Source organism: Stenotrophomonas sp. 96582_Sma (assembly GCF_056480905.1).
Genome location: NZ_CM151122.1, coordinates 833,668 through 859,167 on the forward strand (window position 1 = coordinate 833,668; position 25,500 = coordinate 859,167).

Here is a 25,500-nt window from a genome sequence, read left to right on the forward strand (position 1 = left end):
CATGGCACGTTCACTCAAGAAGGGCCCGTTCGTCGATCACCACCTCGTCAAGAAGGTGGAGGCCGCTGCGGGCAGCAAGAAGCCGATCAAGACCTGGTCGCGCCGTTCGATGATCCTGCCTGACATGGTAGGCGTCACCATTGCCGTGCATAACGGCAAGAACCACATCCCGGTTCTCGTCAACGAGAACATGGTCGGCCACAAGCTCGGCGAATTTGCCATCACCCGGACCTTCAAGGGTCACGGTGGTGACAAGAAGTCGGGCAAGTAAGGAGAGATGACAATGGAAGCGAAAGCCATCCTGCGCACTGCGCGCATCTCCCCGCAGAAGGCTCGTCTGGTCGCTGACCAGGTGCGCGGTCTGCCGGCCGAGCGTGCGGTCAACCTGCTGAAGTTCTCGGACAAGAAGGCTGCCCACCTGATCAAGAAGGTGGTGGAGTCGGCAATTGCCAACGCCGAGAACAACCAGGGCGCCGACGTCGACGAGCTGAAGGTTCAGACCATCATGGTTGATGAAGGTCCGACCCTGAAGCGTTTCATGGCGCGGGCGAAAGGCCGCGGTACCCGCATCCTCAAGCGCACCAGCCACATCACTGTGGTTGTGGGCGCCGCCAAGTAAGCGGATAAGGAAAAGACCATGGGTCATAAAGTTCATCCGATTGGTATCCGCCTCGGCATTTCCAAGGACTGGAACTCCAAGTGGTACGCCAACAAGGCCGAGTTCGCTGGTTACCTGGCAGCCGACCTGAAAGTGCGCGAAATGCTGCGCAAGAAGCTGGCTCAGGCCGGCATCAGCAAGATCCTGATCGAGCGTCCGGCCAAGACCGCTCGCGTGACGATCCACACCGCCCGTCCGGGCGTGGTGATCGGCAAGCGCGGTGAGGACATCGAGAAGCTGCGCAAGGAAGTGAGCGAGATGATGGGCGTCCCGGCGCACATCAACGTCACCGAAGTGCGCAAGCCGGAACTGGACGCGCAGCTCGTTGCCGAGTCGATCGCCCAGCAGCTGGAGCGTCGCATCATGTTCCGCCGTGCAATGAAGCGCTCGGTCGGCAACGCGATGCGTCTGGGTGCCCTGGGCATCAAGGTCAACGTCGGTGGCCGCCTCAACGGTGCAGAAATCGCCCGTTCGGAGTGGTACCGCGAAGGCCGCGTGCCGCTGCACACCCTGCGTGCCGACATCGACTATGGCTTCGCTGAAGCCAAGACGACCTACGGCATCATCGGCATCAAGGTCTGGATCTACAAGGGCGAGGTCTTCGATTTCTCCCAGGTTGGCCAGGAAAAGCAGGACGACACCCCGTCGCGCAACGATCGTCACGATCGCGGCGACCGTGGTGACCGTCAGCGCCCGGCCCGTGAAGCGAGGTAACGACAATGTTGCAACCCAAGCGAACCAAGTACCGCAAGGTACACAAGGGCCGTAACGATGGCCTGAGCTGGAGCGCCAACGCTGTCAGCTTCGGCGAATACGGCCTGAAGGCAACCGCACACGGTCAGCTGACCGCGCGTCAGATCGAAGCGGCCCGCCGCTCGATCAGCCGCTACGTCAAGCGCGGCGGCAAGATGTGGATCCGCGTGTTCCCCGACAAGCCCATCACCAAGAAGCCCATCGAAGTCCGAATGGGTTCTGGTAAGGGCAACGTGGAATACTGGGTGGCCCAGATCCAGCCCGGCCGCATGATCTATGAAATCGAGGGTGTTTCCGAGGAAGTGGCTCGCGAGGCGTTCCGCCTGGCCGCCGCCAAGCTCTCGGTCACCACCACTTTCGTGACCCGTACGGTGCGCTGATGGATATCAAAACTCTCCGTGAAAAGTCGGCTGACGAACTCAAGGCCCACCTGATCGACCTGCGTAAGGAACAGTTCTCTGTCCGTATGCAGCAGGTCACCGGCCAGCTGCCGAAGACCCACGACATTCGCCGGGTCCGTCGCGAGATTGCTCGCGTCAAGACCCTGCTCGGCAGCACGAAGTAAGGATGGCCGCTATGAGCGACAATACTGAAAAGAAGACGCTGCGCACGGTCGAAGGCCGTGTCGTCAGCAACAAGATGGACAAGACGGTTACCGTCCTGGTTGAGCGTCAGGTCAAGCACGCGCTGTACGGCAAGTACATCAAGCGCTCGACGAAGCTGCACGCCCACGATGCCGACAACGCCTGCAAGGAAGGCGATGTCGTCCGCGTGACCGAGATTGCTCCGATGTCCAAGACCAAGAACTGGCGCGTGGTGGAAGTCATCACGCGCGCGGCTGAATAAGGAGCTGAATCATGATCCAGATGCAGAGCTACCTTGACGTCGCGGACAATTCGGGTGCCAAGCAGGTGATGTGCTTCAAGGTGCTGGGTGGTTCCAAGCGCCGTTACGCCGGCATCGGCGACATCATCAAGGTCACCGTGAAGGATGCGATTCCGCGCGGCAAGGTCAAGAAGGGTGAAGTGTATGACGCCGTCGTGGTGCGTACCCGCAAGGGTGTGCGTCGCGCCGACGGCTCGCTGATCCGCTTCGACGGCAACGCTGCCGTTCTGCTGAACAGCAAGCAGGAGCCGATCGGTACCCGTATCTTCGGGCCGGTGACCCGTGAACTTCGTTCGGAGAAGTTCATGAAGATCGTCTCGCTCGCTCCCGAAGTGCTGTGAGCGACAGGAGATAATCATGGCTAACCGTATCAAGAAGGGCGACCAGGTTGTCGTCAACGCTGGCAAGGACAAGGGCAAGCAGGGCGAAGTCGTCCGCGTCGACGGCGACCGTGTGGTCGTCGCCAACGTGAACATCGTCAAGCGCCACACCAAGCCGAACCCGCAGGCAGGTGTTGCCGGCGGCGTGGTCGAGCGCGAAGCTTCGATCCATATCTCCAACGTGAATGTTCTGAACCCGGCTTCGGGCAAGGGCGAACGCGTTGGCTTCAAGGTGCTGGAGGATGGACGCAAACTGCGTGTGTTCCGCTCCAGCGGTGAGGCGCTCGACGCCTGAGGAATGAGAAGATGAGTTCCCGTCTCGAAAAGTTCTACAAGGACGAAGTGGTGCCGGCGCTGATGAAGCAGTTCGGCTACACCAATCCGATGGAAGTGCCGAAGCTGGTCAAGGTCACCCTGAACATGGGTGTCGGCGAAGCGGCCACCAACAAGAAGATCCTGGAAAACGCCGTCGGCGACATGACCAAGATTTCCGGCCAGAAGCCGGTTGTCACCAAGTCGCGTGTGTCGGTTGCGTCGTTCAAGATCCGCGATGGTTGGCCGATCGGCTGCAAGACCACGCTGCGTCGCCACAAGATGTACGAGTTCCTGGATCGCCTGATCAACATCTCGCTGCCGCGCGTGCGCGACTTCCGTGGTGTTTCCGGTCGTTCCTTCGACGGCCGCGGCAACTTCAACATGGGTGTGAAGGAGCAGATCATCTTCCCGGAAATCGACTTCGACGCCGTCGACGCGATCCGCGGTATGGATATCGCCATCACCACCACTGCGAAGACCGACGCGGAAGCGAAGGCGCTGCTGGCAGCGTTCAAGTTCCCGTTCCGTAACTGATCTGTCGAGGAAACCGAAATGGCAAAGACCTCCATGGTCAACCGCGACATCAAGCGGGAAAAGCTGGCAAAGAAGTACGCTGAAAAGCGTGCAGCTCTGAAGAAGATCGTGTCCTCCGTGGACGCGACCTACGAAGAGAAGATCGACGCCGCAACCAAGCTGGCCAAGCTGCCGCGCGATTCGTCGCCGAGCCGCCAGCGCAACCGTTGCGAGCTGTCGGGTCGTCCGCGTGGCGTCTACAGCAAGTTCGGCCTGGGCCGTAACAAGCTGCGTGAAGCCACCATGCGTGGCGACGTCCCGGGTCTGCGCAAGGCCAGCTGGTAATCCCAGCCGGCCCTGCGATCAGGCGCCCCTTCGGGGGTGCCTGAACCGGGCAGGGGAGGCATTCAGCTTTCCCGACGCAAAAAAACCGAAGAGCCCGGCGCAAGCCGGGCTCTTTTGGCGTATACTCCCGCGTCTTGCCCTGTGCAAACGGGGTTGTAGGAGTGGGCCCTTGGCCCGCTGCATCAAGGGACCTGGCCCGTTTCCAGGAGACAACAGATTTTCGCGAAAGCGGATATCGGTGCACTCAAAGGTACTCATATGAGCATGACTGATCCCATCGCCGACCTGCTGGTCCGCATCAAGAATGCGGCCGCGGTTGGCAAGCAGACGGTGAAAGCCCCGTCGTCCAAGATCAAGGTTGCGATCGCCCAGGTCCTGAAGGACGAGGGTTACATCACCGACCTGCGCGTGACCCAGCTGGAAAACAACAAGTCCGAGCTGGAAATCGTGCTGAAGTATTTCGAAGGCAAGCCGGTCATCGCGACCCTGAAGCGCTTCTCGCGTTCGGGCCTGCGCCAGTACCGCGGCAAGAGCGAGCTGCCGAAGGTCATGAACGGCCTGGGTATCTCCATCATTTCCACCTCCAAGGGCATCATGACTGATGCGCAGGCGCGCCAGCTGGGCGTCGGCGGCGAAGTCCTGTGCTTCGTGGCCTAAGGCGAAAGGAGTAGAACTATGTCCCGCGTAGCCAAGAAGCCGATCGACCTGGGTAAGGTTGAACTGAACGTCCAGTCGGACAGCGTCACCGCCAAGGGCCCGAAGGGTTCCCTGTCGCTGGCCAAGCCGGCCGGTATTGCCATCAACGTCGACAACGGCGTTGCCACCCTGAGCACCGAGAACGCCGAGCTGGTCGCACTGACCGGTACCGTGCGTGCGATCCTGGCCAACATGGTCAAGGGCGTGTCCGAAGGCTTCGAGCGCAAGCTGGAGCTGGTCGGCGTGGGTTACCGCGCTGCCATGCAGGGCAAGGACCTGAGCCTGTCGCTGGGCTTCTCGCACCCGGTCGTGTTCGTGGCGCCGGAAGGCATCACCATCACCACCCCGACCCAGACCGAGATCCTGGTCCAGGGCGCTGACAAGCAGGTCGTCGGTGAAGTTGCCGCCAAGATCCGTGCGTTCCGCAAGCCGGAGCCGTACAAGGGCAAGGGCGTGAAGTACTCCGACGAAGTCATCATCCGTAAGGAAGCCAAGAAGGCGTAAGTGCGAGTCCCTCGCAAGAGCCCGCACATCCTTGTGCGGACTCCTCAGGGAAAAGCCCAACCTTCAGCTTTCAAGGAATAATCAAAATGAACAAGAACATCGCCCGCCTGCGTCGCGCCAAGTCGACCCGCGCCCACATCCGTGAGCTCGGCGTCGCCCGCCTGTCGGTGCTGCGCACCGGCCAGCACCTGTACGCCCAGGTCTTCACCGCCGACGGTTCCAAGGTGCTGGCTGCTGCCAACACCACCCAGACCGACGTCATGGAAGGCCTGAAGAACGGCAAGAACGCCGACGCCGCCGCCAAGGTCGGCCGTATCGTCGCTGAGCGCGCCAAGGCCGCCGGCGTCGAGAAGGTTGCCTTCGATCGTTCGGGCTACCGCTACCACGGCCGCATCAAGGCCCTGGCAGAAGCCGCCCGCGAAGCCGGCCTGCAGTTCTAAGGGATAAGGGCAGGGGACCTGTGGTCTCCTGCCCGCCTGCTCGCCCGCCTGAGTGAGGCTGGACGGCGCCACTCTTCTGCAGTGGCCCACCGGAACAACGCGACATTCCACAACCATAAGCGGCCCCGAGCCGTACATACCCAAACTACCAAGGAATCAAAATGGCAGAAGAGCGTCAGCAGCGGGGTCGCGATCGCGACCGTAACCGCGAAGAGAAAGTCGATGACGGCATGATCGAAAAGCTGGTCGCGGTCAACCGCGTCAGCAAGACCGTCAAGGGTGGCCGCCAGTTCACCTTCACCGCCCTGACCGTGGTCGGCGACGGCGAAGGCAAGGTCGGTTTCGGCTATGGCAAGGCCCGCGAAGTGCCGGTCGCCATCCAGAAGTCGATGGAACAGGCCCGCAAGAACCTGGTCAGCGTTGACCTGAACAACGGCACCCTGTGGCACACCATCAAGGATGGTCACGGCGCAGCCCGCGTGTTCATGCAGCCGGCTTCGGAAGGTACCGGCGTCATCGCCGGCGGTGCCATGCGCGCCGTGCTGGAAGCCGTTGGCGTGAAGAACGTGCTGGCCAAGGCCACCGGTTCGCGCAACCCGATCAACCTGGTGCGTGCCACCGTGAAGGGCCTGTCTGCTGCGCAGTCGCCGGCTCGCATCGCGGCCAAGCGCGGCAAGAAGGTGGAGGAACTCAACCATGGCTAATGAGTCCAACAAGACTGTGAAGGTGCGCCTGGTGCGCGGCCTGCGTGGTGCTCAGTCGCGTCACCGCCTGTCGGTGCGTGCTCTGGGTCTGAACAAGCTCAACGATGTGCGTGAACTGAAGGACAGCCCGCAGGTTCGCGGTCTGATCAACACCGTTCACTACCTCGTCAAGGTTGAGGAGTAATCGATCATGACTCTGCGTCTCAATGAACTGAGCCCGGCACCGGGCGCCCGCACCGAGCGCACCCGCGTCGGTCGCGGTATCGGCTCGGGCCTGGGCAAGACTGCCGGCCGCGGCCACAAGGGTTCGTTCGCCCGTAAGGGTGGCGGCAAGATCAAGGCTGGCTTCGAAGGCGGCCAGACCCCCATGCAGCGTCGTCTGCCGAAGATCGGCTTCCGTTCGCCGATCGCCAAGGACACCGCTGAAGTGCTGCTGTACGCGCTGGACAAGCTGCCGGCCGGTGAGATCGACTTCGCCGCCCTGCGTGCTGCCAAGCTGGTCCCGAGCACTGCAAAGAAGGCCAAGGTCGTCGTCAAGGGCGAAGTGACCAAGGCGTTCACCCTGAAGGGTATCGCTGCCACGGCTGGTGCCAAGGCTGCGATCGAAGCTGCCGGCGGCAGCGTAACGGAGTAAGAAAATCATGGCGCAAGCTGGCATCGGTAACCTCGCGGGCGGAATGGGCAAGTTCACTGAACTTCGCCAACGTTTGCTGTTCGTCGTCGGGGCTTTGATCGTCTATCGCATCGGCTGCTACGTGCCGGTGCCGGGCGTCAATCCCGATGCCATGCTTGCCATGATGCAACAGCAGGGCGGCGGCATCGTGGACATGTTCAACATGTTCTCGGGCGGCGCCCTGCACCGTTTCAGCATCTTCGCGCTGAACGTGATGCCATACATTTCGGCATCGATCGTGATGCAGCTGGCCGTGCATATCTTCCCCGCCCTGAAGGCGATGCAGAAGGAAGGTGAGTCCGGCCGCCGCAAGATCACCCAGTATTCGCGCATCGGCGCCGTGCTGCTGGCAGTGGTGCAGGGCGGCTCGATCGCACTGGCCCTGCAGGGCCAGGTCTCGCCGTCGGGCGCTCCGGTCGTGTACGCACCGGGCATGGGCTTCGTGCTCACCGCCGTGGTCGCGCTGACCGCCGGCACCATGTTCCTGATGTGGGTCGGTGAGCAGGTCACCGAACGCGGCATCGGCAACGGCGTGTCGCTGATCATCTTCGCCGGTATCGTCGCTGGCCTGCCGGGTGCGATCATCCACACCTTCGACGCCTACCGCGACGGCAACATCCAGTTCATCCAGCTGCTGCTGATCGCCATCGTCGTGCTCGCCTTCACCTTCTTCGTGGTGTTCGTCGAGCGTGGCCAGCGCCGGATCACGGTCAACTACGCGCGCCGCCAGGGCGGTCGCAACGCGTACATGAACCAGACCTCGTTCCTGCCGCTGAAGCTCAACATGGCCGGCGTCATCCCGGCGATCTTCGCCTCGAGCCTGCTGGCCTTCCCGGCCACCCTGGCCATGTGGTCCGGCCAGGCTGCCAACCAGAGCAGCTTCGGCCAGGTCCTGCAGAAGGTCGCCAACGCGCTCGGCCCGGGCGAGCCGCTGCACATGATCGTGTTCGCTGCGCTGATCACCGGTTTCGCGTTCTTCTATACCGCGCTGGTGTTCAACTCGCAGGAAACCGCCGACAACCTGAAGAAGTCGGGCGCGCTGATTCCGGGCATCCGTCCGGGCAAGGCAACCGCCGACTACATCGACGGCGTGCTGACCCGCCTGACCGCAGCCGGCTCGGCCTACCTGGTGATCGTCTGCCTGCTGCCGGAACTGATGCGCACGCAGCTGAACGCCTCGTTCTACTTCGGTGGTACTTCGCTGCTGATCGTGGTGGTGGTGGTGATGGACTTCATCGCCCAGGTGCAGGCGCACCTGATGTCCCACCAGTACGAGAGCCTGCTGAAGAAGGCCAACCTGAAGGGCGGCAACCGCGGCGGTTTTGCCCGCGGCTGATTGGCCTGTTATACTTTCGTCTTCCTGACGTGATGGTCCCTCCGCTTCGCGGACTCCGGCCACACAAACGAAGGGCGGCCCCCGCAGCGGTTCCGGGTGGGGGTGTGATGAGGTGGTCCCGCGCTGGAGTAGCGCGGGCGGCTCCGGGGGAAACCCCAGGTCCAACCCCATCCGGCGCCGGAGCCTGGGCACACTCCCCAGGCCGGGTTCATGAAACCAATGGTTTCACGGGCTTCCATGTAAACCGGAACCTTGTTAGTATCGCTAGTTCACTTTTTTGATCCATCCTGCCGGATTGGCGTGCCCGAGGCGCGCTGTCGGCCATCACTCAGCTGGAGAACCGCGTCATGGCGCGTATTGCAGGCGTCAACCTGCCAGCCCAGAAGCACGTCTGGGTCGGGTTGCAAAGCATTTACGGCATCGGCCGTACCCGTTCGAAGAAGGTCTGCGAAGTCGCAGGCGTTGCTTCGACCACCAAGATCCGCGATCTGTCGGAGCCGGAAATCGAGCGCCTGCGCGCCGAAGTCGGCAAGTACATCGTGGAAGGCGATCTGCGCCGTGAGATCGGCATCGCGATCAAGCGCCTGATGGACCTGGGCTGCTACCGCGGCCTGCGTCACCGTCGTGGCCTCCCGCTGCGTGGCCAGCGCACCCGTACCAACGCCCGCACCCGCAAGGGTCCGCGCAAGGCGATCAAGAAGTAAGGGACTGAGAAATGGCTAAGCCCGCTGCTAAGACCAAGAAGAAGATCAAGCGCGTCGTCACCGACGGCGTTGCCCACGTCCACGCTTCGTTCAACAACACCATCGTCACCATCACCGACCGCCAGGGCAACGCTCTGTCGTGGGCGACCTCCGGTGGCGCTGGCTTCCGCGGTTCGCGCAAGTCGACCCCGTTCGCTGCCCAGGTGGCTGCTGAAAAGGCCGGTCGTGCTGCGCTGGACTACGGCGTGAAGTCGCTGGAAGTCCGCATCAAGGGCCCGGGTCCGGGCCGTGAGTCGGCCGTGCGTTCGTTGAACAACGTCGGCTACAAGATCACCAACATCATCGACGTGACGCCTATCCCGCACAACGGGTGCCGTCCGCCGAAGAAGCGTCGCGTCTAAAGGGAGCGATAAGAAATGGCTCGTTATATCGGTCCTACCTGTAAGCTCGCCCGTCGCGAAGGCGCCGACCTGTCCCTGAAGAGCCCGGCGCGTGCGCTGGACTCGAAGTGCAAGCTGGAGCAGAAGCCCGGCCAGCACGGCGCCACTGCCCGCAAGGGCAAGCTGTCCGACTACGCCACCCAGCTGCGTGAAAAGCAGAAGGTCAAGCGTATCTACGGCCTGCTGGAGCGTCAGTTCCGCAACTACTACAAGAAGGCCTCGACCAAGAAGGGCAACACCGGCGAGAACCTGCTGCAGCTGCTGGAAACCCGCCTGGACAACGTCGTCTACCGCATGGGCTTCGCCGTGACCCGTCCGGCTGCCCGTCAGCTGGTGTCGCACCGCGGCGTCACCGTGAATGGCAAGTCGGTCAACCTGGCTTCGTACCAGGTCAAGGCTGGCGACGCCATCGCTCTGTCTGAAAAGGCTGCCAAGCAGCTGCGCGTCCAGGAAGCCCTGACCGTCGCCGCCCAGCATGACCTGAGCCCGTCGTGGGTTGAAGTGGATTCCGGGAAGTTCACCGGCATCTTCAAGGCTGTTCCGGATCGTTCGGATCTGCCTGCGGACATCAACGAAGCGCTGATCGTCGAGCTGTATTCGAAGTAATTCACATTGGAGAGCCCCCGGCGACGGCCGGGGGTTCACTAGGAGAACCCGCAACATGACGGTTACCGCCAACCAGGTTCTGCGTCCTCGCGGTCCGCAGATCGAACGCCTTACCGACACCCGTGCAAAGGTCGTTATCGAACCTTTGGAGCGGGGTTACGGGCATACGCTGGGTAATGCCCTGCGTCGCGTGCTGCTGTCGTCCATCCCGGGCTTCGCCATCACGGAAGTCGAAATCGACGGCGTGTTGCATGAGTACACCACGGTCGAAGGTCTGCAGGAGGACGTGCTCGAAGTCCTGCTGAACCTCAAGGACGTGGCCATCCGTATGCACTCCGGCGACAGCGCCACCCTGTCCCTGTCCAAGCAGGGCCCGGGCGTTGTCACCGCTGCCGATATCAAGGTCGACCACAATGTGGAGATCCTGAACGGCGAACACGTGATCTGCCACCTGACCAAGGATACGGCGATCAACATGCGTCTGAAGATCGAACGTGGTTTCGGCTACCAGCCGGCTGCCGCGCGTCGTCGTCCGGACGAAGAAACCCGTGCCATCGGCCGTCTGGTCCTGGATGCCTCGTTCTCGCCGGTCCGCCGCGTCGCCTATGCCGTGGAAGCGGCCCGCGTCGAACAGCGTACCGACCTGGACAAGCTGGTCATCGATATCGAGACCAACGGCACCATCGACGCCGAGGAAGCCGTGCGCACCGCCGCCGACATCCTCAGCGACCAGCTGTCGGTGTTCGGTGACTTCACCCACCGCGACCGCGGTGCAGCCAAGCCGGCCAACAACGGCGTGGATCCGGTGCTGCTGCGCCCGATCGACGATCTGGAGCTGACCGTGCGTTCGGCCAACTGCCTGAAGGCTGAAAGCATCTACTACATCGGCGATCTGATCCAGAAGACCGAAGTGGAGCTGCTGAAGACCCCGAACCTGGGCAAGAAGTCGCTCACCGAGATCAAGGAAGTGCTGGCTCAGCGCGGCCTGTCGCTCGGCATGAAGCTGGAGAACTGGCCGCCGGCCGGTGTCGCCAGCCACGGCATGCTGGGCTGATATCGGTAATGCCTGAAGGCTCCACCGTTCGCGGTGGGGCCTTCAACGCAACACAACATGCCATGACGAACCCCAGGTTCGCGTGGCAGGTCGTCCAGGACGGGCGGCCAGGACCAACCGCAGTCCGCGCAGCAACGCCAGGATGGCGACAACGATCCGCACAGTCTCATCATTAACCAAGGAATATCACCATGCGTCACCAGAAGTCTGGCCGTAAGTTCAGCCGTACCAGCGCCCACCGCGAAGCGATGTTCAAGAACATGGCTGCCTCGCTGTTCAAGCACGAGCTGATCAAGACCACCCTGCCGAAGGCCAAGGAACTGCGCCGCGTTGCCGAGCCGCTGATCACCCTGGCCAAGGTCGATTCCGTCGCCAACCGCCGTCTGGCCTTCGCCCGCCTGCGCGACAACGAAGCCGTGGGCAACCTGTTCACCATCCTGGGCCCGCGCTACGCGAACCGTCCGGGCGGCTACCTGCGTCTGCTGAAGTGCGGCTTCCGCGCTGGCGACAACGCGCCGATGGCCTACGTCGAGCTGGTTGACCGTCCGGTCGTGGCCGAGGAAGTGGCCGAGTAATCGGACCGCTCCAATGCGACACAGCGAAAGCCCGGCCTCTGCCGGGCTTTTGCGTTTCCGGGGGCGGATCCCTTTCTGCAGGACAGGGCTCTGACCCACACCGTTCCGACAGGCGTCACCTGTGGCGGTTCGAATGGCGCGCACTCTCGGTTACGCTTGGCGCCTGATCCATTCGAGCGTTGACGATGAATCCACTGCGCTGGCCCTTCCGCGCCCAGTTCTTCCTGGGCTTCCTGATCTGCGCGGGCCTGCTTGGCTACGCGATCTTCCTGCAGCTGAAGATGGGCCTGGAGCCGTGTCCGCTGTGCATCTTCCAGCGCCTGGCCTTCGCTGCGCTTGGCCTGCTGTTCCTGATCGGTGCACTGCATGGTCCGTCCAACCGCCCCGGACGCGCGACCTATGGCGTGCTGGCGTTCATTGCCGCCGCAGTGGGCGTGGGCATCGCCGCGCGCCACGTCTACGTGCAGATGCTGCCGCCGGAAATGGGGTCCACCTGTGGCCCGCCGCTGGCCTTCCTGAGCGAAACCATGGGGCCGCTGGAAGTGTTCCGCACGGTGCTGACCGGCACTGGCAACTGCGGCAACATCGACTGGACCTTCCTGGGCCTGACCATGCCGATGTGGTCGGGCGTGTGGTTCGTGCTGCTGGCGCTGTGGGCGCTGGTGGTGTCGCTGCGCAAGGTCAAGCGCTGAAGCAGGGTAGTGCCGGCCGCTGGCCGGCACACCGCGGGAATGCCGGCCAGCGGCCGGCACTATCTCAGAAATCCTGCTGCAGGCTCAGGTAGGCGCCGCGGCGCGGTCCCCATTGCGGGGCGAACACGCCGACGCCACCGCCATCGCGCAGCTGGTAGCTGCGGTCCAACGCGTTGATCACCGCCAGCTGCACATGCAGTGGATGGCCGCTGTCGACGTTGAAGTCGTGCCCGGCGCTGAGGTTCACCTGCAGGTAGGACGGCAGCTCGCCACCGTTGGGTACGCCCTCGATGTCCGAACGCAGGCCACTGCCGAACACGTAGTTGGCCCCGATCCGGTTGTGCCCGGCGAAGGCGTAGCTGAGGCCACCCGACGAGGTCAGCTTCTGGTCGTGGTCCAGGTGGATCCAGTGGTTGGCCACATAGGCCAGCGCCTCGGGATCGAGGTTGTACTGGCTGGTGATGACATCCGTACCGATGGCCTTGTTCAGCGCCGCATTGAAGTAGGCGCTGAACGGGCCGTTGCTGTAGTCGGCACTGAACTCCAGGCCACGGATGTGTCCGCGGCGGTAGTTGAAGGTCGAGTAGATGTAGGCGGCGCCGAACTGGCCTTCGTCCTGCAGGCGGGCGACGCGGCGGTCGTAAGCGTCCAGGCCCAGGGTCAGGTGTTCACCCAGCTGCTGCGAGACGCCGATGTCGTAGTAGTCGCTGCGCTCGGCCAGCGGCGTGTTGTTGCCGCCGCTGGGCTGCTGGTTGGTGGTGCCGTCGTACAGGGCGATGTCGCTGCTGGCGATCAGTTCACTGGCCGGTGGCGTGAAATAGCGCGAATAGCCGGCATGCACGGTGGTGCTGTCGCTGGCATTCCAGACCACGCCCACGCGCGGGCTGAGCTGGCCCTCGGTGCGGCCGAAGGCCTTGTAGCGGTCACCGCGCAGACCGTAGTTGACGGTCCAGTCGTCGCCGATTTTCCACTCATCCTGTACGTACAACGCCAGCATGCTGGCATGGAAGGCGCTGTGGTCAGGAATCAGCAGCGGCGTGGTGCTGGACTGCTGGCCGCCGTCATCAACCGGGAACACCCAGGTGTTGCTGCTGGCCCGTGCGTTCTCGTAGTTGCCGTACAAGCCGTAGCGCAGCGTGTGGTCGTTGCCCAGTGGTGTGGAGAAGTCGGCCTGCAGGGTGTTGGCACGGTTGCTGCGCTGCACCTGCGAGGCGACGCCACTGAACACCAGATCGCCGATGACGTCCGGGTTGAACGCTGCATCGCTGTAGCGCTGCCCGGCGGACAGCTGGTAGGCGGTGTTGCCCAGCGTGCCCTGCAGTACCAGCATGCCGAAGCGGGTGGTCTCGCGCTGGGTCTCATCCAGCTGGCTGGAATCGAAGGTGGTGGTGTCCAGGTAACCGAACTGCGGCGTCTGCCCTGGATTGACCGGAATCTGGAAACGGTTGTTGGCGAAACCGGCGAACACGCTCAGGCGGGTGTTCTCGTTGACCAGGTAGGTCAGGTCGGCGAAGGCCTTGCCCTGGTGGGTATCGTCGTGCAGCGGCTTGCGCGAGTTGGTCGGATTCTCCAGGCCGACTTCGTTCTGGTCGTAGTTGCCGGTCAGGAACCAGCTCCAGCGTCCCTGGTTGCCCCACCAGGAGGCATTCGGGTTCACCTTGCCGAACGAGCCGGTGGTCAGTCCGGCGCTGCCACCGTTGCCCAGCTCGGCGCCATTGCGGGTGGTGATGTCGACCACCGCCGCGGTGCGCTCGCCGAACTGCGCCGGCAACGCGCCGTCCATCAGGCGGATTCTCTTGATGGTGCGCGCATCCAGGGTCTGGCCGAAGCCGGAAATCGACTCGGGCAGCAACACGCCGTTGATCCGGTACTGCAGGTTGGCGTGGTCGCCGCGCACGTGCACGCCGCCATAGGAATCCTGGACCACGCCGGGTGCCTGCAGCAGCACCTGGCTGAGCGGCGCGGAGGCGCCCAGCGGCTGCTTCTGGATGTCCTCGGCGGTGATCTGGTACTGGCTGCTGCCGATGTCCGGCGACAACGCGTTGCGGGCCTGGTCGAGCTGGGCGCTGACGGTGACCGTGTCCAGGTCCTTGACCGCAGGCCCGGCGCCATCGGCGGCGGCCGCGAAGGCGGGCAGGCTGGCCAGGGCCAGGGCGAAGGTGATGCCGGTAGCGAGGGGCGAGGGCTTCATGATGGGAAGAGTGATGGCAGGGCGTGGAAGGGGCCGGTCCATGACGTGGAAGTGTTACTCCGTAACAGATCATGCGCCAGCCTTGAGCGGCTGACCATGCGGGATCTGGCTGCTCGCATCGGCCTTTCCCTGCCGTTCAGGCGGCCTGGCCGAGCAGGTCGGCCCTTTGCGCCAACGGCTGGCTCTGCGACCATGACCGCCCCCCATCCCGGAAGTCTGCAATGAGCCTGTCCGCCGTTCCGCCCGTGCCCGATCCCGCCGCAGCCGCCACTGGCGCCGCCTGGTCGCCGGAGAGCTGGCGTGGCAAGACCGCGCTGCAGATGCCGACCTACCCGGACCCGGTGGCGCTGGACGCCGCTCTGCACGAACTGAAGCGGCTGCCGCCGCTGGTCACCTCCTGGGAAATCCTGGCGCTGAAGCAGCAGCTGGCCGAGGCGCAGGAAGGCAAGCGCTTCCTGCTGCAGGGCGGCGACTGCGCGGAGAACTTCAGCGACTGCGAATCGGGCACCATTTCCAACCGGCTGAAGGTGCTGCTGCAGATGAGCCTGGTGCTGGTGCATGGCCTGCGCCAGCCGGTGATCCGCGTCGGCCGTTTCGCCGGCCAGTACGCCAAGCCACGTTCGGCCGATACCGAGACCCGCGACGGCGTGACCCTGCCCAGCTACCGCGGTGATGTCATCAACGCGCCGGCCTTCACCGAAGCGGCACGGCTGCCGGATCCGAAGCGGATGCTGCAGGCCCACGCGCACTCGGCGATGACCATGAACTTCGTGCGTGCGCTGATCGACGGCGGTTTCGCTGACCTGCACCACCCCGAGTACTGGAACCTGGAATGGGTGAGCCATTCGCCGTTGGCCGCCGACTACCAGAAGATGGTGGCCTCGATCGGCGATGCAGTGCATTTCATGGAGACCCTGGCCGGGGCCCGCGTGCACAACCTCAACCGCATCGATTTCTACACCTCGCATGAAGCGCTGCTGTTGCCCTACGAGCAGGCGTTGACCCGGCAGGTGCCGCGCCAGCAGGGCTGGTTGAACCTGAGCACGCACTACCCGTGGATCGGCATGCGCACGGCCGCGCTCGATGGCGCGCACGTGGAATACCTGCGTGGCGTGCGCAACCCGATTGCGATCAAGGTGGGCCCGTCGGTGACGCCGGACCAGCTGCTGCGCCTGATCGATGTGCTCAACCCGCATGATGAGCCGGGCCGACTGAGCTTCATCCACCGCATGGGTGCAGCGCAGATCGCCGAGAAGCTGCCGCCGCTGCTGGATGCGGTCAAGCGCGATGGCCGCCGCGTGCTGTGGGTGTGCGATGCGATGCATGGCAACACCGAAAGCACTGCCAATGGTTTCAAGACACGCCGCTTCGACAACGTGCGTGGCGAAGTGGAGATGTCGTTCGATCTGCACGCGGCCGCAGGTACGCGACTGGGCGGTGTGCACCTGGAGCTGACCGGCGAAGACGTGACCGAGTGCACCGGTGGCGCGCGCGAACTGACCGAACGTGACCTGGAGCGCGCCTACCGTTCGACGGTGGACCCGCGGTTGAACTACGAGCAGTCGCTGGAGATCGCGATGGCGATCGTGCGCAAGCAGGAACAAGTGCGGTAAGGGTTTTTCGGCAGGGCTTGCAGCCCTGCACCTGCTGCAGTCAACGTCAACGTCAACAGCGGGCATTCCGTGGGTTGGCGGGGCGGTGTCGGAGTGCGGGGACGCCGCAAGTACGTCCATGTAGGCTTGGCAGCCGCATCCATGCGGCTGACACCCCGCACTCCGACACCGCCCCGCCTCTGACAGATTCCGGCGGCTGTTGGTAGGTGTCGACCTTGGTCGACACGGTAGATCCACGCTATGCGTGGATGAATTTCCAATGGAATCGAATATTTCGATATCTGTGAGATTTGAGCCGAGCATGGCTCGGCTCTACAAAAAATGCCGACAGATCGCAGAAAACTGTCGAAGGCGGGGTGGGGCCGGTTGCGGGGGCGTGAGCCGCATGGGCCCGAGGCATGCCTCGGGCGGGTTGGGCAGGACGCCCAACCCTGGTCTTGCCGTGTGCGCAGGACTGCGCACACGAGCAAGCGGCGACCGAGCTTACATGGGTGAGGGCGCTTTGCTTGCGAAGCACTGCTTTGCAAGCGCCCGAACGCACAGCCGCCGGCGGCTGGGCCGGGCCCCGGAGGGGGACTTGCAGCGTCCCCCGCAACCGGACCCGCCCCGCCACCCCACAGGAAACCCGCTTCTGCTTCGGCTGTTGCTGTTGCTGTTGCTTCGGCTCGCAGCAGGTGCAGGGCTGCAAGCCCTGCCGACCAACACCCTCCTTACGAACGACTGACGTGACACTCATGCGTCATGCGCGAGGCTGTCCGCTTGCTGTTCGAGTGGAGGTGGCAACGGTGCACTGGCAAAGCGCACAGGCCTACGCATGGCCGTTGGGATTGGCAGCAGTAGTGGGTGGCATCGGCGCGTGGCTGATCCTCTGGATCTACCATCGATTGAAAGGGCGTGATCGCCGGCGTGCACGCATCGGTCGCGTGCTCGGGTTACCACTGGCCACCGCATGGCCGCTGCTGTTGTTGATCCCCGCATTGCAGGCCACGCCACTGCAGGAGCCGGTGCTGGGCAACCTGCAGCATGTGCTGCACATCGCGCTGACCGCGTGCTTCATCTGGTTGCTGGTACGCGCGGTGGCGGCGGGCGAGCGCGCGATCCTGCGCAGTCATCCCATCGATGTCTCCGACAATCTGGAAGCGCGCCGCATCCAGACCCAGACGCGGGTGCTCAGCCGCGTGCTGATGGGCGGCATCATCGTGCTGGGCGCATCGCTGGTGCTGTTGACCTTCCCGATGGTGCAGAAGATCGGCACCGCGCTGCTGGCATCGGCAGGCCTGATCGGCCTGGTGGCGGGTATCGCGGCCAAGCCGGTGTTCGGCAACCTGATCGCTGGCCTGCAGATTGCGGTGACGCAGCCGATCCGGCTGGATGACGTGGTGATCGTCGAGGGCGAGTGGGGCCGCATCGAGGAGATCGGCAGCAGCTATGTGGTGGTGCGCATCTGGGATGAGCGACGGATGGTGGTGCCGCTGACCTGGTTCATCGAAAACCCGTTCCAGAACTGGACGCGGCGCAGCGCCGATCTGCTCGGCACCGCGTTCCTGTGGTTGGACTACCGTGCGCCGATTGCCGCGATCCGCGCTGAGCTGGAACGCATCTGCCGTGGCGAAGCGCTGTGGGATGGCCGGGTCTGCGTGACCCAGGTGACCGAGACCAGCGAGCGTGCGATCCAGGTGCGCCTGCTGGTCAGCGCGCGCAGCTCGGGCGATGCCTTCGATCTGCGTTGCCTGGTGCGCGAGCGCATGCTCGATTTCCTCGCCCGTGAGCATCCGCAGTCGCTGCCGCAGGTGCGTGCGCGGCTGCAACACGAAGATGAGCTGGATATGCCGCGCGGTCCACGTGCACGCACCGCGGATGTGCGTTCGCCGGGTGCTGAAGATGGTGAGGCGGCAATCGTGCCGGTGGAGCCGGAACCCGGACGGTAGCGCCGGCCGCTGGCCGGCAACTCCGGATCTGCCGGCCAGCGGCCGGCACTACCGGATCACGGCTCGCCAGCGTCGATCAGTGCGTCGGTATCGAAGTGCGGTGGGCGCCGCGCGCGCGTGCGCTGTTCGTAGGCGTAGGCCATCTCGATCAGCTTCGGCTCGCTCCAGGCGGTGCCCATGAACAGCAGACCCACCGGCAGACCATCGATCTGCCCCATCGGCACGGTGAGGCTGGGATAGCCGGCCACGGCGGCGGCGCTGTAGCTTTCACCGGGGAAGTCGTCGCCTTCGCTGCGGATCGGCCATGCCACGCCGGTGGTGGGCGCCACCAGTGCATCAAGCTGGTGGGCGGCGAGGGCGGCATCGATGCCTTCCGGGCCGGCCAGCCGGCGCGCATCGCTGCGGGCGCGGATATAGGCGGGGTCGGCCAGGCCGGCGGTGGCATCGGCCTCCACCAGCAGCTCCTGGCCGAACAGGCCCAGTTCCTGCTTGCTGTGCGCCTGGTTGAAGGCGATCAGTTCGGCCAGGCTGCGCAATGGTGCGCGGTGGGTGCTGAAATAGCGCTCCAGCCCGGCCTTGAATTCGTACAGCAGCAGCGTGCGCTCGGCCTCGGCCCAGGCGCCCTGGTTGGGCAGCTCCACCGGCACCACCACGGCGCCGGCGCGGCGCAGCTCGGTTGCCGCCTGTTCGATCAGTGGCGGCATGCCACGGTACTTCAGCAGCGGTGTCTGCAGCAGGCCGATGCGCTTGCCGCGCAGGCCCTGCGGGTCCAGTCGCGCGGTGTAGTCGTAGACCGCACGGCCGGGCATGGTCGCGGTGGCCGGATCGGCATCGTCGCGGCCGGCGATCGCGGTCAGCACGGCGGCAGCGTCGGCGACGCTGCGTGCCATCGGCCCGGCAGTGTCCTGGCTGAAGGAAATCGGGATGATGCCCTCGCGGCTGACCAGGCCGACCGTCGGCTTCAGGCCGACCACGCCGTTGATCGCCGCCGGGCAGACGATGCTGCCGTCGGTTTCGGTGCCGATCGCCACGCTGGCCAGGTTGGCGGCCACGGCCACCGCGCTGCCGCTGCTGGAACCACACGGCGAATGGCTGATGCGATAGGGGTTGCGGGTCTGGCCGCCACGCGCGCTCCAGCCGGAGATCGAATCATTGCCGCGGAAGTTGGCCCATTCGCTGAGGTTGGTCTTGCCCAGCACCACCGCACCGGCGTCGCGCAGCCGGCGCACCAGGTAGGCGTCATCCGGGCGGAAGCCCTGCAGGGCCAGCGAACCCGCACTGGTGGCCATCGGCGCGGCGTTGATGTTGTCCTTCAACAGCAGCGGGATGCCATGCAGCGGGCCGCGCAGGCGGCCGTCACGGCGTTCGCGGTCGCGCGCGGCGGCTTCCTTCAGGGCATCGGGGTTGAGCTCGATCACCGCGCGCAGGCGCGGCCCGGTGCGGTCCAGCGCGGCGATGCGCTGCAGGTAGGCCTGGGTCAGGGTGGTGCTGTCCAGTTCCCCGGCGGTCATCCGCGCCTGCAGGTCGGCGACATCGGTTTCGGCGTACGGGAACGGCACGTTGCGGCTCGCAGGTTCGGCCGCATGCGCGCTGGGCGTGGCCGGGCTGCAGCCAGCCGAAAGCAGCGCCGGCAGCGCGGCGAGCAGGCAGGTCAGCAGAGGCGGCAAGGACGGGCGCATGGGGCGGCTTGGTCGGCTCCAATCCCCAGTGTAGCCGGTGCTCAGCGGTGGCGCTTGCGCAGGTCGCGGGCGAGCACGTAGACCACGATCAGGTTGATCGCCAGGATCGTCCACGACGGCCAGCCGGGGTGGCGGATGATCGCGAAGATGTCGAAAGGCAGGTACAGGGCGGCGGTCAGGCAGCCCAGCCAGGAGGCCCAGGCCTTGGCCCGCCACAGGCCCCAGGCTTCGACCAGGTGCAGCAGGCCGTAGCCGATCATCCCCGCCGCGGCCAGGTGGACCGCGTCGGGGCTGATCATGTGCAGCAGCGAGGGCAGGGTGCCATGGTCCGGATCCAGGCTGAAACGCCGGATCAGGGCCATGATGCCGTGCCGTAGCGGCTGCGGTCCGAGCACTTCCAGCCCGGTGGCGGCCAACAGCGCCAGCATCGCCTTGCTCGCTTCGAGCAGGGCGATGACATGGAGACCCGGATGCCGGTGTGGATCCGGGTTGTAGCCGCTCTGGTTCACGGGGTGCTGGCTCAGCCGCCGCGCGAAGCCTTCTTGCGGTCGCTTTCGGTCAGGAACTTCTTGCGCAGACGGATCTCCTTCGGGGTGATCTCGACCAGCTCGTCGTCTTCGATGAAGTCCAGGGCCTGTTCCAGCGAGTACTTGATCGCCGGGGTCAGCTGGATCGCATCGTCCTTGCCCGAAGCGCGCATGTTGGTCAGCGGCTTGGTCTTGATCGCGTTGACGGTCAGGTCGTTGTCCTTGGAGTGGATGCCGACCAGCTGACCTTCATACACGTTGTCGCCTTCAGCAGCGAACAGCTTGCCGCGCTCCTGCAGCGGGCCCAGCGAGTAGGCCGGCGTGGTGCCCGGCGCATTGGCGATCATCACGCCGTTGATGCGCTTGGCGATCGCGCCCTGTTCCTTCGGGCCGTAGTGGTCGAACACGTGGAACAGCAGGCCCGAACCCTGGGTCAGGGTCTTGAACTCGTTCTGGAAACCGATCAGGCCACGGGCCGGGATCGAGTATTCCAGGCGCACGCGGCCCTTGCCGTCCGATTCCATGTTCTTCAGCTGGCCCTTGCGGGTGCCCAGCTTTTCCATCACGCCGCCCTGGTGGATTTCTTCGATGTCCACCACCAGCTGCTCGATCGGCTCCATCATCTGGCCGTCGATCTCCTTGATGATCACTTCCGGGCGCGACACGGCCAGCTCGTAGCCTTCGCGACGCATGTTCTCGATCAGCACCGACAGGTGCAGTTCGCCACGGCCGGAAACCAGGAACTTGTCGGCGTCTTCCAGCTGCTCGACCTTCAGGGCCACGTTGTGGACCTTTTCACGGTCCAGGCGGTCCTTGATCTGGCGGCTGGTCAGGAACTTGCCACCGGACAGGTCCTTGTTGCCGGCGAACGGCGAGTTGTTGACCTGGAAGGTCATCGAGATGGTCGGCTCGTCGACGGTCAGTGCCGGCAGCGCTTCCGGGAAGTCCGGTGCGCAGATGGTGTCGGAGATGGTCAGCTCCTGGATGCCGGAGATGGCCACGATGTCGCCGGCCTCGGCGGTATCCTGCTCGATGCGCTCCAGGCCCATGAAGCCCAGCACCTGCAGCACCTTGCCGTTGCGCTTCTTGCCTTCACGGTCGATGACCGCGACCTGCATGTTCTTCTTCAGGGTGCCGCGCTGGATGCGGCCGATGCCGATCACGCCCACGAAGTTGTTGTAGTCCAGCTGGCTGATGCGCATCTGGAACGGGCCTTCCGGGTCCACTTCCGGACGCGGCGCGTGCTGCATGATCGCTTCGTACAGCGGGGTCATGTCGCCGTCGCGCACGGTGTCTTCCAGGCCGGCATAGCCGTTCAGGCCGGAGGCGTAGACGATCGGGAAGTCCAGCTGCTCGTTGGTGGCGCCGAGCTTGTCGAACAGGTCGAAGACCTGGTCGATCACCCATTCCGGACGGGCGCCCGGACGGTCGACCTTGTTGACCACGACGATCGGCTTGAAGCCCATCGCGAAGGCCTTCTGGGTCACGAAGCGGGTCTGCGGCATCGGGCCGTCCATCGCATCGACCAGGATCAGCACGGTGTCGACCATCGACAGCACGCGCTCGACCTCACCGCCGAAGTCGGCGTGGCCGGGGGTGTCGACGATGTTGATCCGGTTCTTGATACCGGTCTTCTTGTCTTCCCAGGTGATGGCGGTGTTCTTGGCCAGGATGGTGATGCCGCGTTCCTTTTCCTGGTCGTTGCTGTCCATCACGCGCTCGGCGAGGACGGTACGCTCGGACAGGGTGCCGGACTGCTTCAGCAGCTGGTCGACCAGGGTGGTCTTGCCATGGTCGACGTGGGCGACGATGGCGATGTTGCGAAGATTTTCGATGGACATACGAAAGGGGGCCAGTCGGCGCCGGATTTGGAAAAAGAAGTCCAACATTATACGTCGAACTTGACGATTCGCGAAAAGGTGGATTTCACGCCCGTCACGGGGCCCATTCAGCTGGCGGTCCGCGGCGCCGGTCGAGGCCGCCTGGCCTGCACCACGGGGCACCCCGTCCCGTGGCTGAAGCCCGGATCTGCGCCCATGGTCGAAGCCGCCGCCGCCACGAGGCAGGTGTAAACTAGGTGGCTAGACGCGTTCCCCTCTGCATCAAGGATCTTCATGTCCCTCATCGCCACTTTCGACACCACCCAGGGCCCGATCAAGGTCGAGCTGTTCGCCGACAAGGCGCCGCTGACCGTGGCCAACTTCGTGAACCTGGTCAAGCACGGTTTCTATGACGGCCTGATCTTCCACCGCGTGATCGCCGACTTCATGATCCAGGGCGGCTGCCCGCAGGGTCGTGGCACCGGCGGCCCGGGCTACAAGTTCGAAGACGAGAAGAATGGCGTGAAGCACGAGGTCGGCTCGCTGTCGATGGCCAACGCCGGCCCGAACACCAACGGCAGCCAGTTCTTCATCACCCACATCAAGACCGACTGGCTGGACGGCCGCCACACCGTCTTCGGCAAGGTCCTGGAAGGCCAGGCCATCGTCGATTCGGTCAAGCAGGGCGACGTGATCCATTCGATCACCCTGGAAGGCGACGTCGACGCCGTGCTGGCCGCCCAGGCCGAGCGCGTCGCGGAGTGGAACAAGCACCTCGCCGCCTGATCCCCCTTCGAAACGGCCACCCTCGGGTGGCCGTTTCCCTGTTCCCCGCCGCCCGCCAGGCCTGCGTGGCCACGCCCGCGGCGTCCCATCAAACGCTTGCAAGCAAGAGGAAACCCCCATGAAAGCACCCGTTCGTGTTGCCGTGACCGGCGCCGCCGGCCAGATCGGTTATGCCCTGCTGTTCCGCATCGCCTCCGGCGAAATGCTGGGCAAGGACCAGCCGGTCATCCTGCAGCTGCTGGAACTGCCGGTCGACAAGGCCCAGGCCGCCCTGAAGGGCGTGATGATGGAGCTGGAAGACTGCGCCTTCCCGCTGCTGGCCGGCATGGTCGGCACCGATGATGCCGAAGTCGCGTTCAAGGACGCCGACATCGCCCTGCTGGTCGGCGCGCGTCCGCGTGGCCCGGGCATGGAGCGCAAGGACCTGTTGCTGGAAAACGCCAAGATCTTCACCGCCCAGGGCGCGGCGCTGAACAAGGTCGCCAGCCGTGACGTGAAGGTGCTGGTGGTCGGTAACCCGGCCAACACCAACGCCTACATCGCGATGAAGTCGGCCCCGGACCTGAAGCCGGAGAACTTCACCGCCATGCTGCGCCTGGACCACAACCGCGCGCTGAGCCAGCTGTCGACCAAGCTCGGCAAGCCGGTCGGCGGCATGGAGAAGCTGGTCGTGTGGGGCAACCACAGCCCGACCATGTACCCGGACTACCGTTTCGCCACCGCCGATGGTGCGTCGATCGCCGATGCGATCAACGACCAGGAGTGGAACGCCAACACCTTCATCCCGACCGTCGGCAAGCGCGGCGCGGCGATCATCGAAGCCCGTGGCTCGTCCTCGGCTGCTTCGGCCGCCAACGCAGCCATCGACCACGTGCGTGACTGGGTGCTGGGCAGCAACGGCAAGTGGGTCACCATGGGCGTGCCGTCCGACGGTTCCTACGGCATTCCGGAAGGCGTGATCTTCGGCTTCGCGGTGACCACCGAGAACGGCAAGTACACCCTGGTCAAGGATCTGCCGATCGACGACTTCAGCCAGAAGTACATCGACAAGACCCTGGCCGAGCTGGAAGAAGAGCGCGCCGGCGTCGCCCACCTGCTGGGCTGATGCAGGCGGTACCGGCGCGAGCCGGTACGTCTTCCATCGAGGTAGGTACCGGCCGTTGGCCGGTACGCAGCAACGGGGAAGCTCAGGCTTCCCCGTTTCTGTTTGAGGAATACAGGAACTGATGATCCACCTGCATTACATCGACGACGCGCTGCTGGTGGCCGAGAAGCCGGCCGGCCTGCTGTCCGTGCCTGGCCGCAGCGCCGAGAACCAGGACTGCGTGGTCGCGCGCCTGCAGGCGCTGTACCCGGATGCATTGACCGTGCATCGCCTGGACCAGGTGACCTCCGGCCTGCTGCTGCATGCGCGCGGCAAGGAGATGCAGGTGGCGTTGTCGATGCAGTTCGAGCAGCGCCAGGTTGGCAAGCGTTACGAAGCGATCGTGGAGGGGCTGCTCGAAGGCGATGCCGGCGAGGTGGACCTGCCACTGATCGTGGACTGGCCGAACCGGCCGAAGCAGATGGTCGATCACGAACGCGGCAAACCGGCGCTGACACGTTGGCACGTAATGGCACGTGATGTTGAAGCGCAGCGCACCCGCGTGGCGTTGGAACCGATCACTGGCCGCAGCCATCAGCTGCGCCTGCACATGGCCAGTCTCGGCCATCCCATCGTTGGCGATGTGCTGTATGACGCCGCGCCGGCGCAGCGTGTGCATCTGCATGCGCGCAGCCTGCGGTTCACCCATCCGGTGACGGGCGAAGCGCTCGCGTTCGAGTCCGCGACTCCGTTCTAGGGGTTCGGCAGGGCTTGTCTAGGGGTTCGGCAGGGCTTGCAGCCCTGCACCCGCAGAATCAACGTCAACGTCAGAAGCGGGCTATCCGTGGGTTGGCGGGACGGTGTCGGAGTGCGGGGACGCCGCAAGTACGTCCCTGTAGCTGCGCCTGCACATGGCCAGTCTCGGCCATCCCATCGTTGGCGATGTGCTGTATGACGCCGCGCCGGCGCAGCGTGTGCATCTGCATGCGCGCAGCCTGCGGTTCACCCATCCGGTGACGGGCGAAGCGCTCGCGTTCGAGTCCGCGACTCCGTTCTAGGGGTTCGGCAGGGCTTGTCTAGGGGTTCGGCAGGGCTTGCAGCCCTGCACCCGCAGAATCAACGTCAACGTCAGAAGCGGGCTATCCGTGGGTTGGCGGGACGGTGTCGGAGTGCGGGGACGCCGCAAGTACGTCCCTGTAGGCTTGGCAGCCGCATCCATGCGGCTGACACCCCGCACTCCGACACCGTCCCACCTTCGACAGATTCCCGCGGCTGTTGGCAACCACGGCCGTTGTTCCGCGCGGCAGTTGGTAGGTGTCGACCTTGGTCGACACGATTTCTCTGTCAGATATCGAATGAATCATCCACGCATGGCGTGGATCTACCGTGTCGACCAAGGTCGACACCCACCAGAGCAGTCGACCAAGGTCGACATCTACCAGAGCAATACGCCTTTCCGACAGATCGCAGGAAACTGTCGAAGGCGGGGTGGGTCCGGTTGCGGGGGCGTGAGCCGCATGGACGCGGCGACCGAGCCTCCATGGACGGATTTACGGCGCCCCCCGCAACCGGACCCACCCCGCCATCCCTCAATGGCCC

At 64.5% G+C, this 25,500-nt stretch carries 32 protein-coding genes and 1 pseudogene; 29 read left to right on the forward strand and 4 right to left on the reverse strand.

Annotated features, from left to right (window positions below; translation table 11 throughout):
* Position 1 precedes the first annotated feature (1 nt).
* The 23 genes from rpsS to ACZK2R_RS03910 all read left to right on the forward strand — a co-directional run bounded on the left by rpsS (position 2) and on the right by ACZK2R_RS03910 (position 12,273).
* Entirely contained in the window at positions 2–271 is a 270-nt protein-coding gene (rpsS, locus tag ACZK2R_RS03800; RefSeq protein ID WP_004154485.1) for a 30S ribosomal protein S19, read from the forward strand.
* 12 nt (positions 272–283) lie between these two features.
* Positions 284–619, forward strand: coding sequence for a 50S ribosomal protein L22 (rplV, locus tag ACZK2R_RS03805; protein ID WP_004145348.1), 336 nt, complete (start codon positions 284–286; stop codon positions 617–619).
* 18 nt (positions 620–637) lie between these two features.
* Entirely contained in the window at positions 638–1,372 is a 735-nt protein-coding gene (gene rpsC, locus ACZK2R_RS03810; protein ID WP_004145350.1) for a 30S ribosomal protein S3, read from the forward strand.
* A 5-nt stretch (positions 1,373–1,377) separates the two neighbouring features.
* Positions 1,378–1,791 carry a 50S ribosomal protein L16 gene (gene rplP / locus ACZK2R_RS03815; protein WP_004154486.1) on the forward strand — a complete coding sequence of 138 codons (414 nt, stop codon included), beginning with the start codon at positions 1,378–1,380 and terminating at the stop codon, positions 1,789–1,791.
* Complete coding sequence (gene rpmC / locus ACZK2R_RS03820) at positions 1,791–1,976, forward strand: 50S ribosomal protein L29 (RefSeq protein WP_004154487.1); 186 nt, start codon at positions 1,791–1,793, stop codon at positions 1,974–1,976. The genes rplP and rpmC overlap by 1 nt, the downstream gene beginning before the upstream one ends.
* Before the next feature lie 11 nt (positions 1,977–1,987).
* A complete protein-coding gene (gene rpsQ, locus ACZK2R_RS03825; RefSeq protein ID WP_004154489.1) occupies positions 1,988–2,257 on the forward strand; it encodes a 30S ribosomal protein S17 in 270 nt (89 codons plus the stop codon).
* A gap of 11 nt (positions 2,258–2,268) precedes the next feature.
* Complete coding sequence (gene rplN, locus ACZK2R_RS03830) at positions 2,269–2,637, forward strand: 50S ribosomal protein L14 (RefSeq protein ID WP_004145357.1); 369 nt, start codon at positions 2,269–2,271, stop codon at positions 2,635–2,637.
* Between the two features lie 16 nt (positions 2,638–2,653).
* Positions 2,654–2,971 (forward strand): 50S ribosomal protein L24, encoded by a 318-nt coding sequence (gene rplX, locus ACZK2R_RS03835; RefSeq protein WP_004154490.1) that lies wholly within the window; start codon positions 2,654–2,656, stop codon positions 2,969–2,971.
* 11 nt (positions 2,972–2,982) lie between these two features.
* A complete protein-coding gene (rplE, locus tag ACZK2R_RS03840; protein ID WP_004154491.1) occupies positions 2,983–3,525 on the forward strand; it encodes a 50S ribosomal protein L5 in 543 nt (180 codons plus the stop codon).
* A gap of 18 nt (positions 3,526–3,543) precedes the next feature.
* Positions 3,544–3,849 (forward strand): 30S ribosomal protein S14, encoded by a 306-nt coding sequence (gene rpsN, locus ACZK2R_RS03845; RefSeq protein ID WP_005408209.1) that lies wholly within the window; start codon positions 3,544–3,546, stop codon positions 3,847–3,849.
* 258 nt (positions 3,850–4,107) lie between these two features.
* Complete coding sequence (gene rpsH, locus ACZK2R_RS03850; RefSeq protein WP_005408210.1) at positions 4,108–4,506, forward strand: 30S ribosomal protein S8; 399 nt, start codon at positions 4,108–4,110, stop codon at positions 4,504–4,506.
* Between the two features lie 18 nt (positions 4,507–4,524).
* On the forward strand, positions 4,525–5,049 hold the full coding sequence (gene rplF / locus ACZK2R_RS03855) for a 50S ribosomal protein L6 (RefSeq protein ID WP_010483977.1): 525 nt from the start codon (positions 4,525–4,527) through the stop codon (positions 5,047–5,049).
* A gap of 80 nt (positions 5,050–5,129) precedes the next feature.
* Positions 5,130–5,489, forward strand: coding sequence for a 50S ribosomal protein L18 (gene rplR / locus ACZK2R_RS03860; RefSeq protein ID WP_024957318.1), 360 nt, complete (start codon positions 5,130–5,132; stop codon positions 5,487–5,489).
* 161 nt (positions 5,490–5,650) lie between these two features.
* Positions 5,651–6,193, forward strand: a complete 543-nt coding sequence (rpsE, locus tag ACZK2R_RS03865; protein ID WP_004145411.1) for a 30S ribosomal protein S5 — start codon at positions 5,651–5,653, stop codon at positions 6,191–6,193.
* Positions 6,186–6,377, forward strand: coding sequence for a 50S ribosomal protein L30 (gene rpmD, locus ACZK2R_RS03870; RefSeq protein ID WP_004145412.1), 192 nt, complete (start codon positions 6,186–6,188; stop codon positions 6,375–6,377). The genes rpsE and rpmD overlap by 8 nt, the downstream gene beginning before the upstream one ends.
* A 6-nt stretch (positions 6,378–6,383) precedes the next feature.
* Entirely contained in the window at positions 6,384–6,827 is a 444-nt protein-coding gene (rplO, locus tag ACZK2R_RS03875; RefSeq protein ID WP_004154498.1) for a 50S ribosomal protein L15, read from the forward strand.
* A 7-nt stretch (positions 6,828–6,834) separates the two neighbouring features.
* On the forward strand, positions 6,835–8,202 hold the full coding sequence (secY, locus tag ACZK2R_RS03880; RefSeq protein ID WP_005408215.1) for a preprotein translocase subunit SecY: 1,368 nt from the start codon (positions 6,835–6,837) through the stop codon (positions 8,200–8,202).
* A 347-nt stretch (positions 8,203–8,549) separates the two neighbouring features.
* On the forward strand, positions 8,550–8,906 hold the full coding sequence (gene rpsM, locus ACZK2R_RS03885; protein WP_004154500.1) for a 30S ribosomal protein S13: 357 nt from the start codon (positions 8,550–8,552) through the stop codon (positions 8,904–8,906).
* 11 nt (positions 8,907–8,917) lie between these two features.
* Positions 8,918–9,307, forward strand: coding sequence for a 30S ribosomal protein S11 (rpsK, locus tag ACZK2R_RS03890; RefSeq protein WP_004145443.1), 390 nt, complete (start codon positions 8,918–8,920; stop codon positions 9,305–9,307).
* Positions 9,308–9,322: 15 nt separating this feature from the next.
* Entirely contained in the window at positions 9,323–9,952 is a 630-nt protein-coding gene (gene rpsD, locus ACZK2R_RS03895) for a 30S ribosomal protein S4 (RefSeq protein ID WP_004145446.1), read from the forward strand.
* A 55-nt stretch (positions 9,953–10,007) separates the two neighbouring features.
* On the forward strand, positions 10,008–11,006 hold the full coding sequence (locus tag ACZK2R_RS03900; RefSeq protein ID WP_010483975.1) for a DNA-directed RNA polymerase subunit alpha: 999 nt from the start codon (positions 10,008–10,010) through the stop codon (positions 11,004–11,006).
* A gap of 191 nt (positions 11,007–11,197) precedes the next feature.
* Positions 11,198–11,581, forward strand: a complete 384-nt coding sequence (gene rplQ / locus ACZK2R_RS03905; RefSeq protein WP_005408217.1) for a 50S ribosomal protein L17 — start codon at positions 11,198–11,200, stop codon at positions 11,579–11,581.
* A 185-nt stretch (positions 11,582–11,766) separates the two neighbouring features.
* A complete protein-coding gene (locus tag ACZK2R_RS03910) occupies positions 11,767–12,273 on the forward strand; it encodes a disulfide bond formation protein B (RefSeq protein WP_010483974.1) in 507 nt (168 codons plus the stop codon).
* 64 nt (positions 12,274–12,337) lie between these two features.
* Here ACZK2R_RS03910 and ACZK2R_RS03915 read toward each other — a convergent pair whose 3' ends face one another.
* Entirely contained in the window at positions 12,338–14,464 is a 2,127-nt protein-coding gene (locus ACZK2R_RS03915) for a TonB-dependent receptor (RefSeq protein ID WP_180838782.1), read from the reverse strand.
* 221 nt (positions 14,465–14,685) lie between these two features.
* Between ACZK2R_RS03915 and ACZK2R_RS03920 the strand changes: the two genes are divergently transcribed.
* Together ACZK2R_RS03920 and ACZK2R_RS03925 are read left to right on the forward strand one after the other, a co-directional pair.
* Positions 14,686–16,077, forward strand: coding sequence for a class II 3-deoxy-7-phosphoheptulonate synthase (locus ACZK2R_RS03920; protein WP_032129763.1), 1,392 nt, complete (start codon positions 14,686–14,688; stop codon positions 16,075–16,077).
* A gap of 785 nt (positions 16,078–16,862) precedes the next feature.
* Positions 16,863–18,005, forward strand: a complete 1,143-nt coding sequence (locus ACZK2R_RS03925) for a mechanosensitive ion channel family protein (RefSeq protein WP_125896002.1) — start codon at positions 16,863–16,865, stop codon at positions 18,003–18,005.
* A 56-nt stretch (positions 18,006–18,061) separates the two neighbouring features.
* On the opposite strand, the gene ACZK2R_RS03930 is transcribed toward ACZK2R_RS03925, so the two are convergent.
* From ACZK2R_RS03930 to typA, 3 genes are read right to left on the reverse strand one after another with little or no spacing between them, the layout of a single operon-like run.
* Positions 18,062–19,684, reverse strand: coding sequence for an amidase (locus ACZK2R_RS03930; RefSeq protein WP_049401441.1), 1,623 nt, complete (start codon positions 19,682–19,684; stop codon positions 18,062–18,064).
* Positions 19,685–19,725: 41 nt separating this feature from the next.
* Positions 19,726–20,193: a DUF2127 domain-containing protein gene (locus tag ACZK2R_RS03935; protein ID WP_005408223.1), complete on the reverse strand. Its 468-nt coding sequence runs from the start codon at positions 20,191–20,193 to the stop codon at positions 19,726–19,728.
* Positions 20,194–20,204: 11 nt separating this feature from the next.
* Positions 20,205–22,052 carry a translational GTPase TypA gene (gene typA, locus ACZK2R_RS03940; RefSeq protein ID WP_088024560.1) on the reverse strand — a complete coding sequence of 616 codons (1,848 nt, stop codon included), beginning with the start codon at positions 22,050–22,052 and terminating at the stop codon, positions 20,205–20,207.
* 273 nt (positions 22,053–22,325) lie between these two features.
* Here typA and ACZK2R_RS03945 point away from each other — a divergent pair, with 273 nt between their 5' ends.
* From ACZK2R_RS03945 to ACZK2R_RS03960, 4 genes and pseudogenes are all read left to right on the forward strand, one after another.
* Positions 22,326–22,817, forward strand: a complete 492-nt coding sequence (locus ACZK2R_RS03945) for a peptidylprolyl isomerase (protein ID WP_004153629.1) — start codon at positions 22,326–22,328, stop codon at positions 22,815–22,817.
* 118 nt (positions 22,818–22,935) lie between these two features.
* Positions 22,936–23,922, forward strand: coding sequence for a malate dehydrogenase (locus ACZK2R_RS03950; protein WP_004153634.1), 987 nt, complete (start codon positions 22,936–22,938; stop codon positions 23,920–23,922).
* Positions 23,923–24,043: 121 nt separating this feature from the next.
* Positions 24,044–24,658, forward strand: a complete 615-nt coding sequence (locus ACZK2R_RS03955) for an RluA family pseudouridine synthase (RefSeq protein ID WP_180838760.1) — start codon at positions 24,044–24,046, stop codon at positions 24,656–24,658.
* A gap of 142 nt (positions 24,659–24,800) precedes the next feature.
* Positions 24,801–24,959 (forward strand): annotated as a pseudogene (locus ACZK2R_RS03960) (RNA pseudouridine synthase); the annotation flags it as partial.
* Positions 24,960–25,500 lie beyond the last annotated feature (541 nt).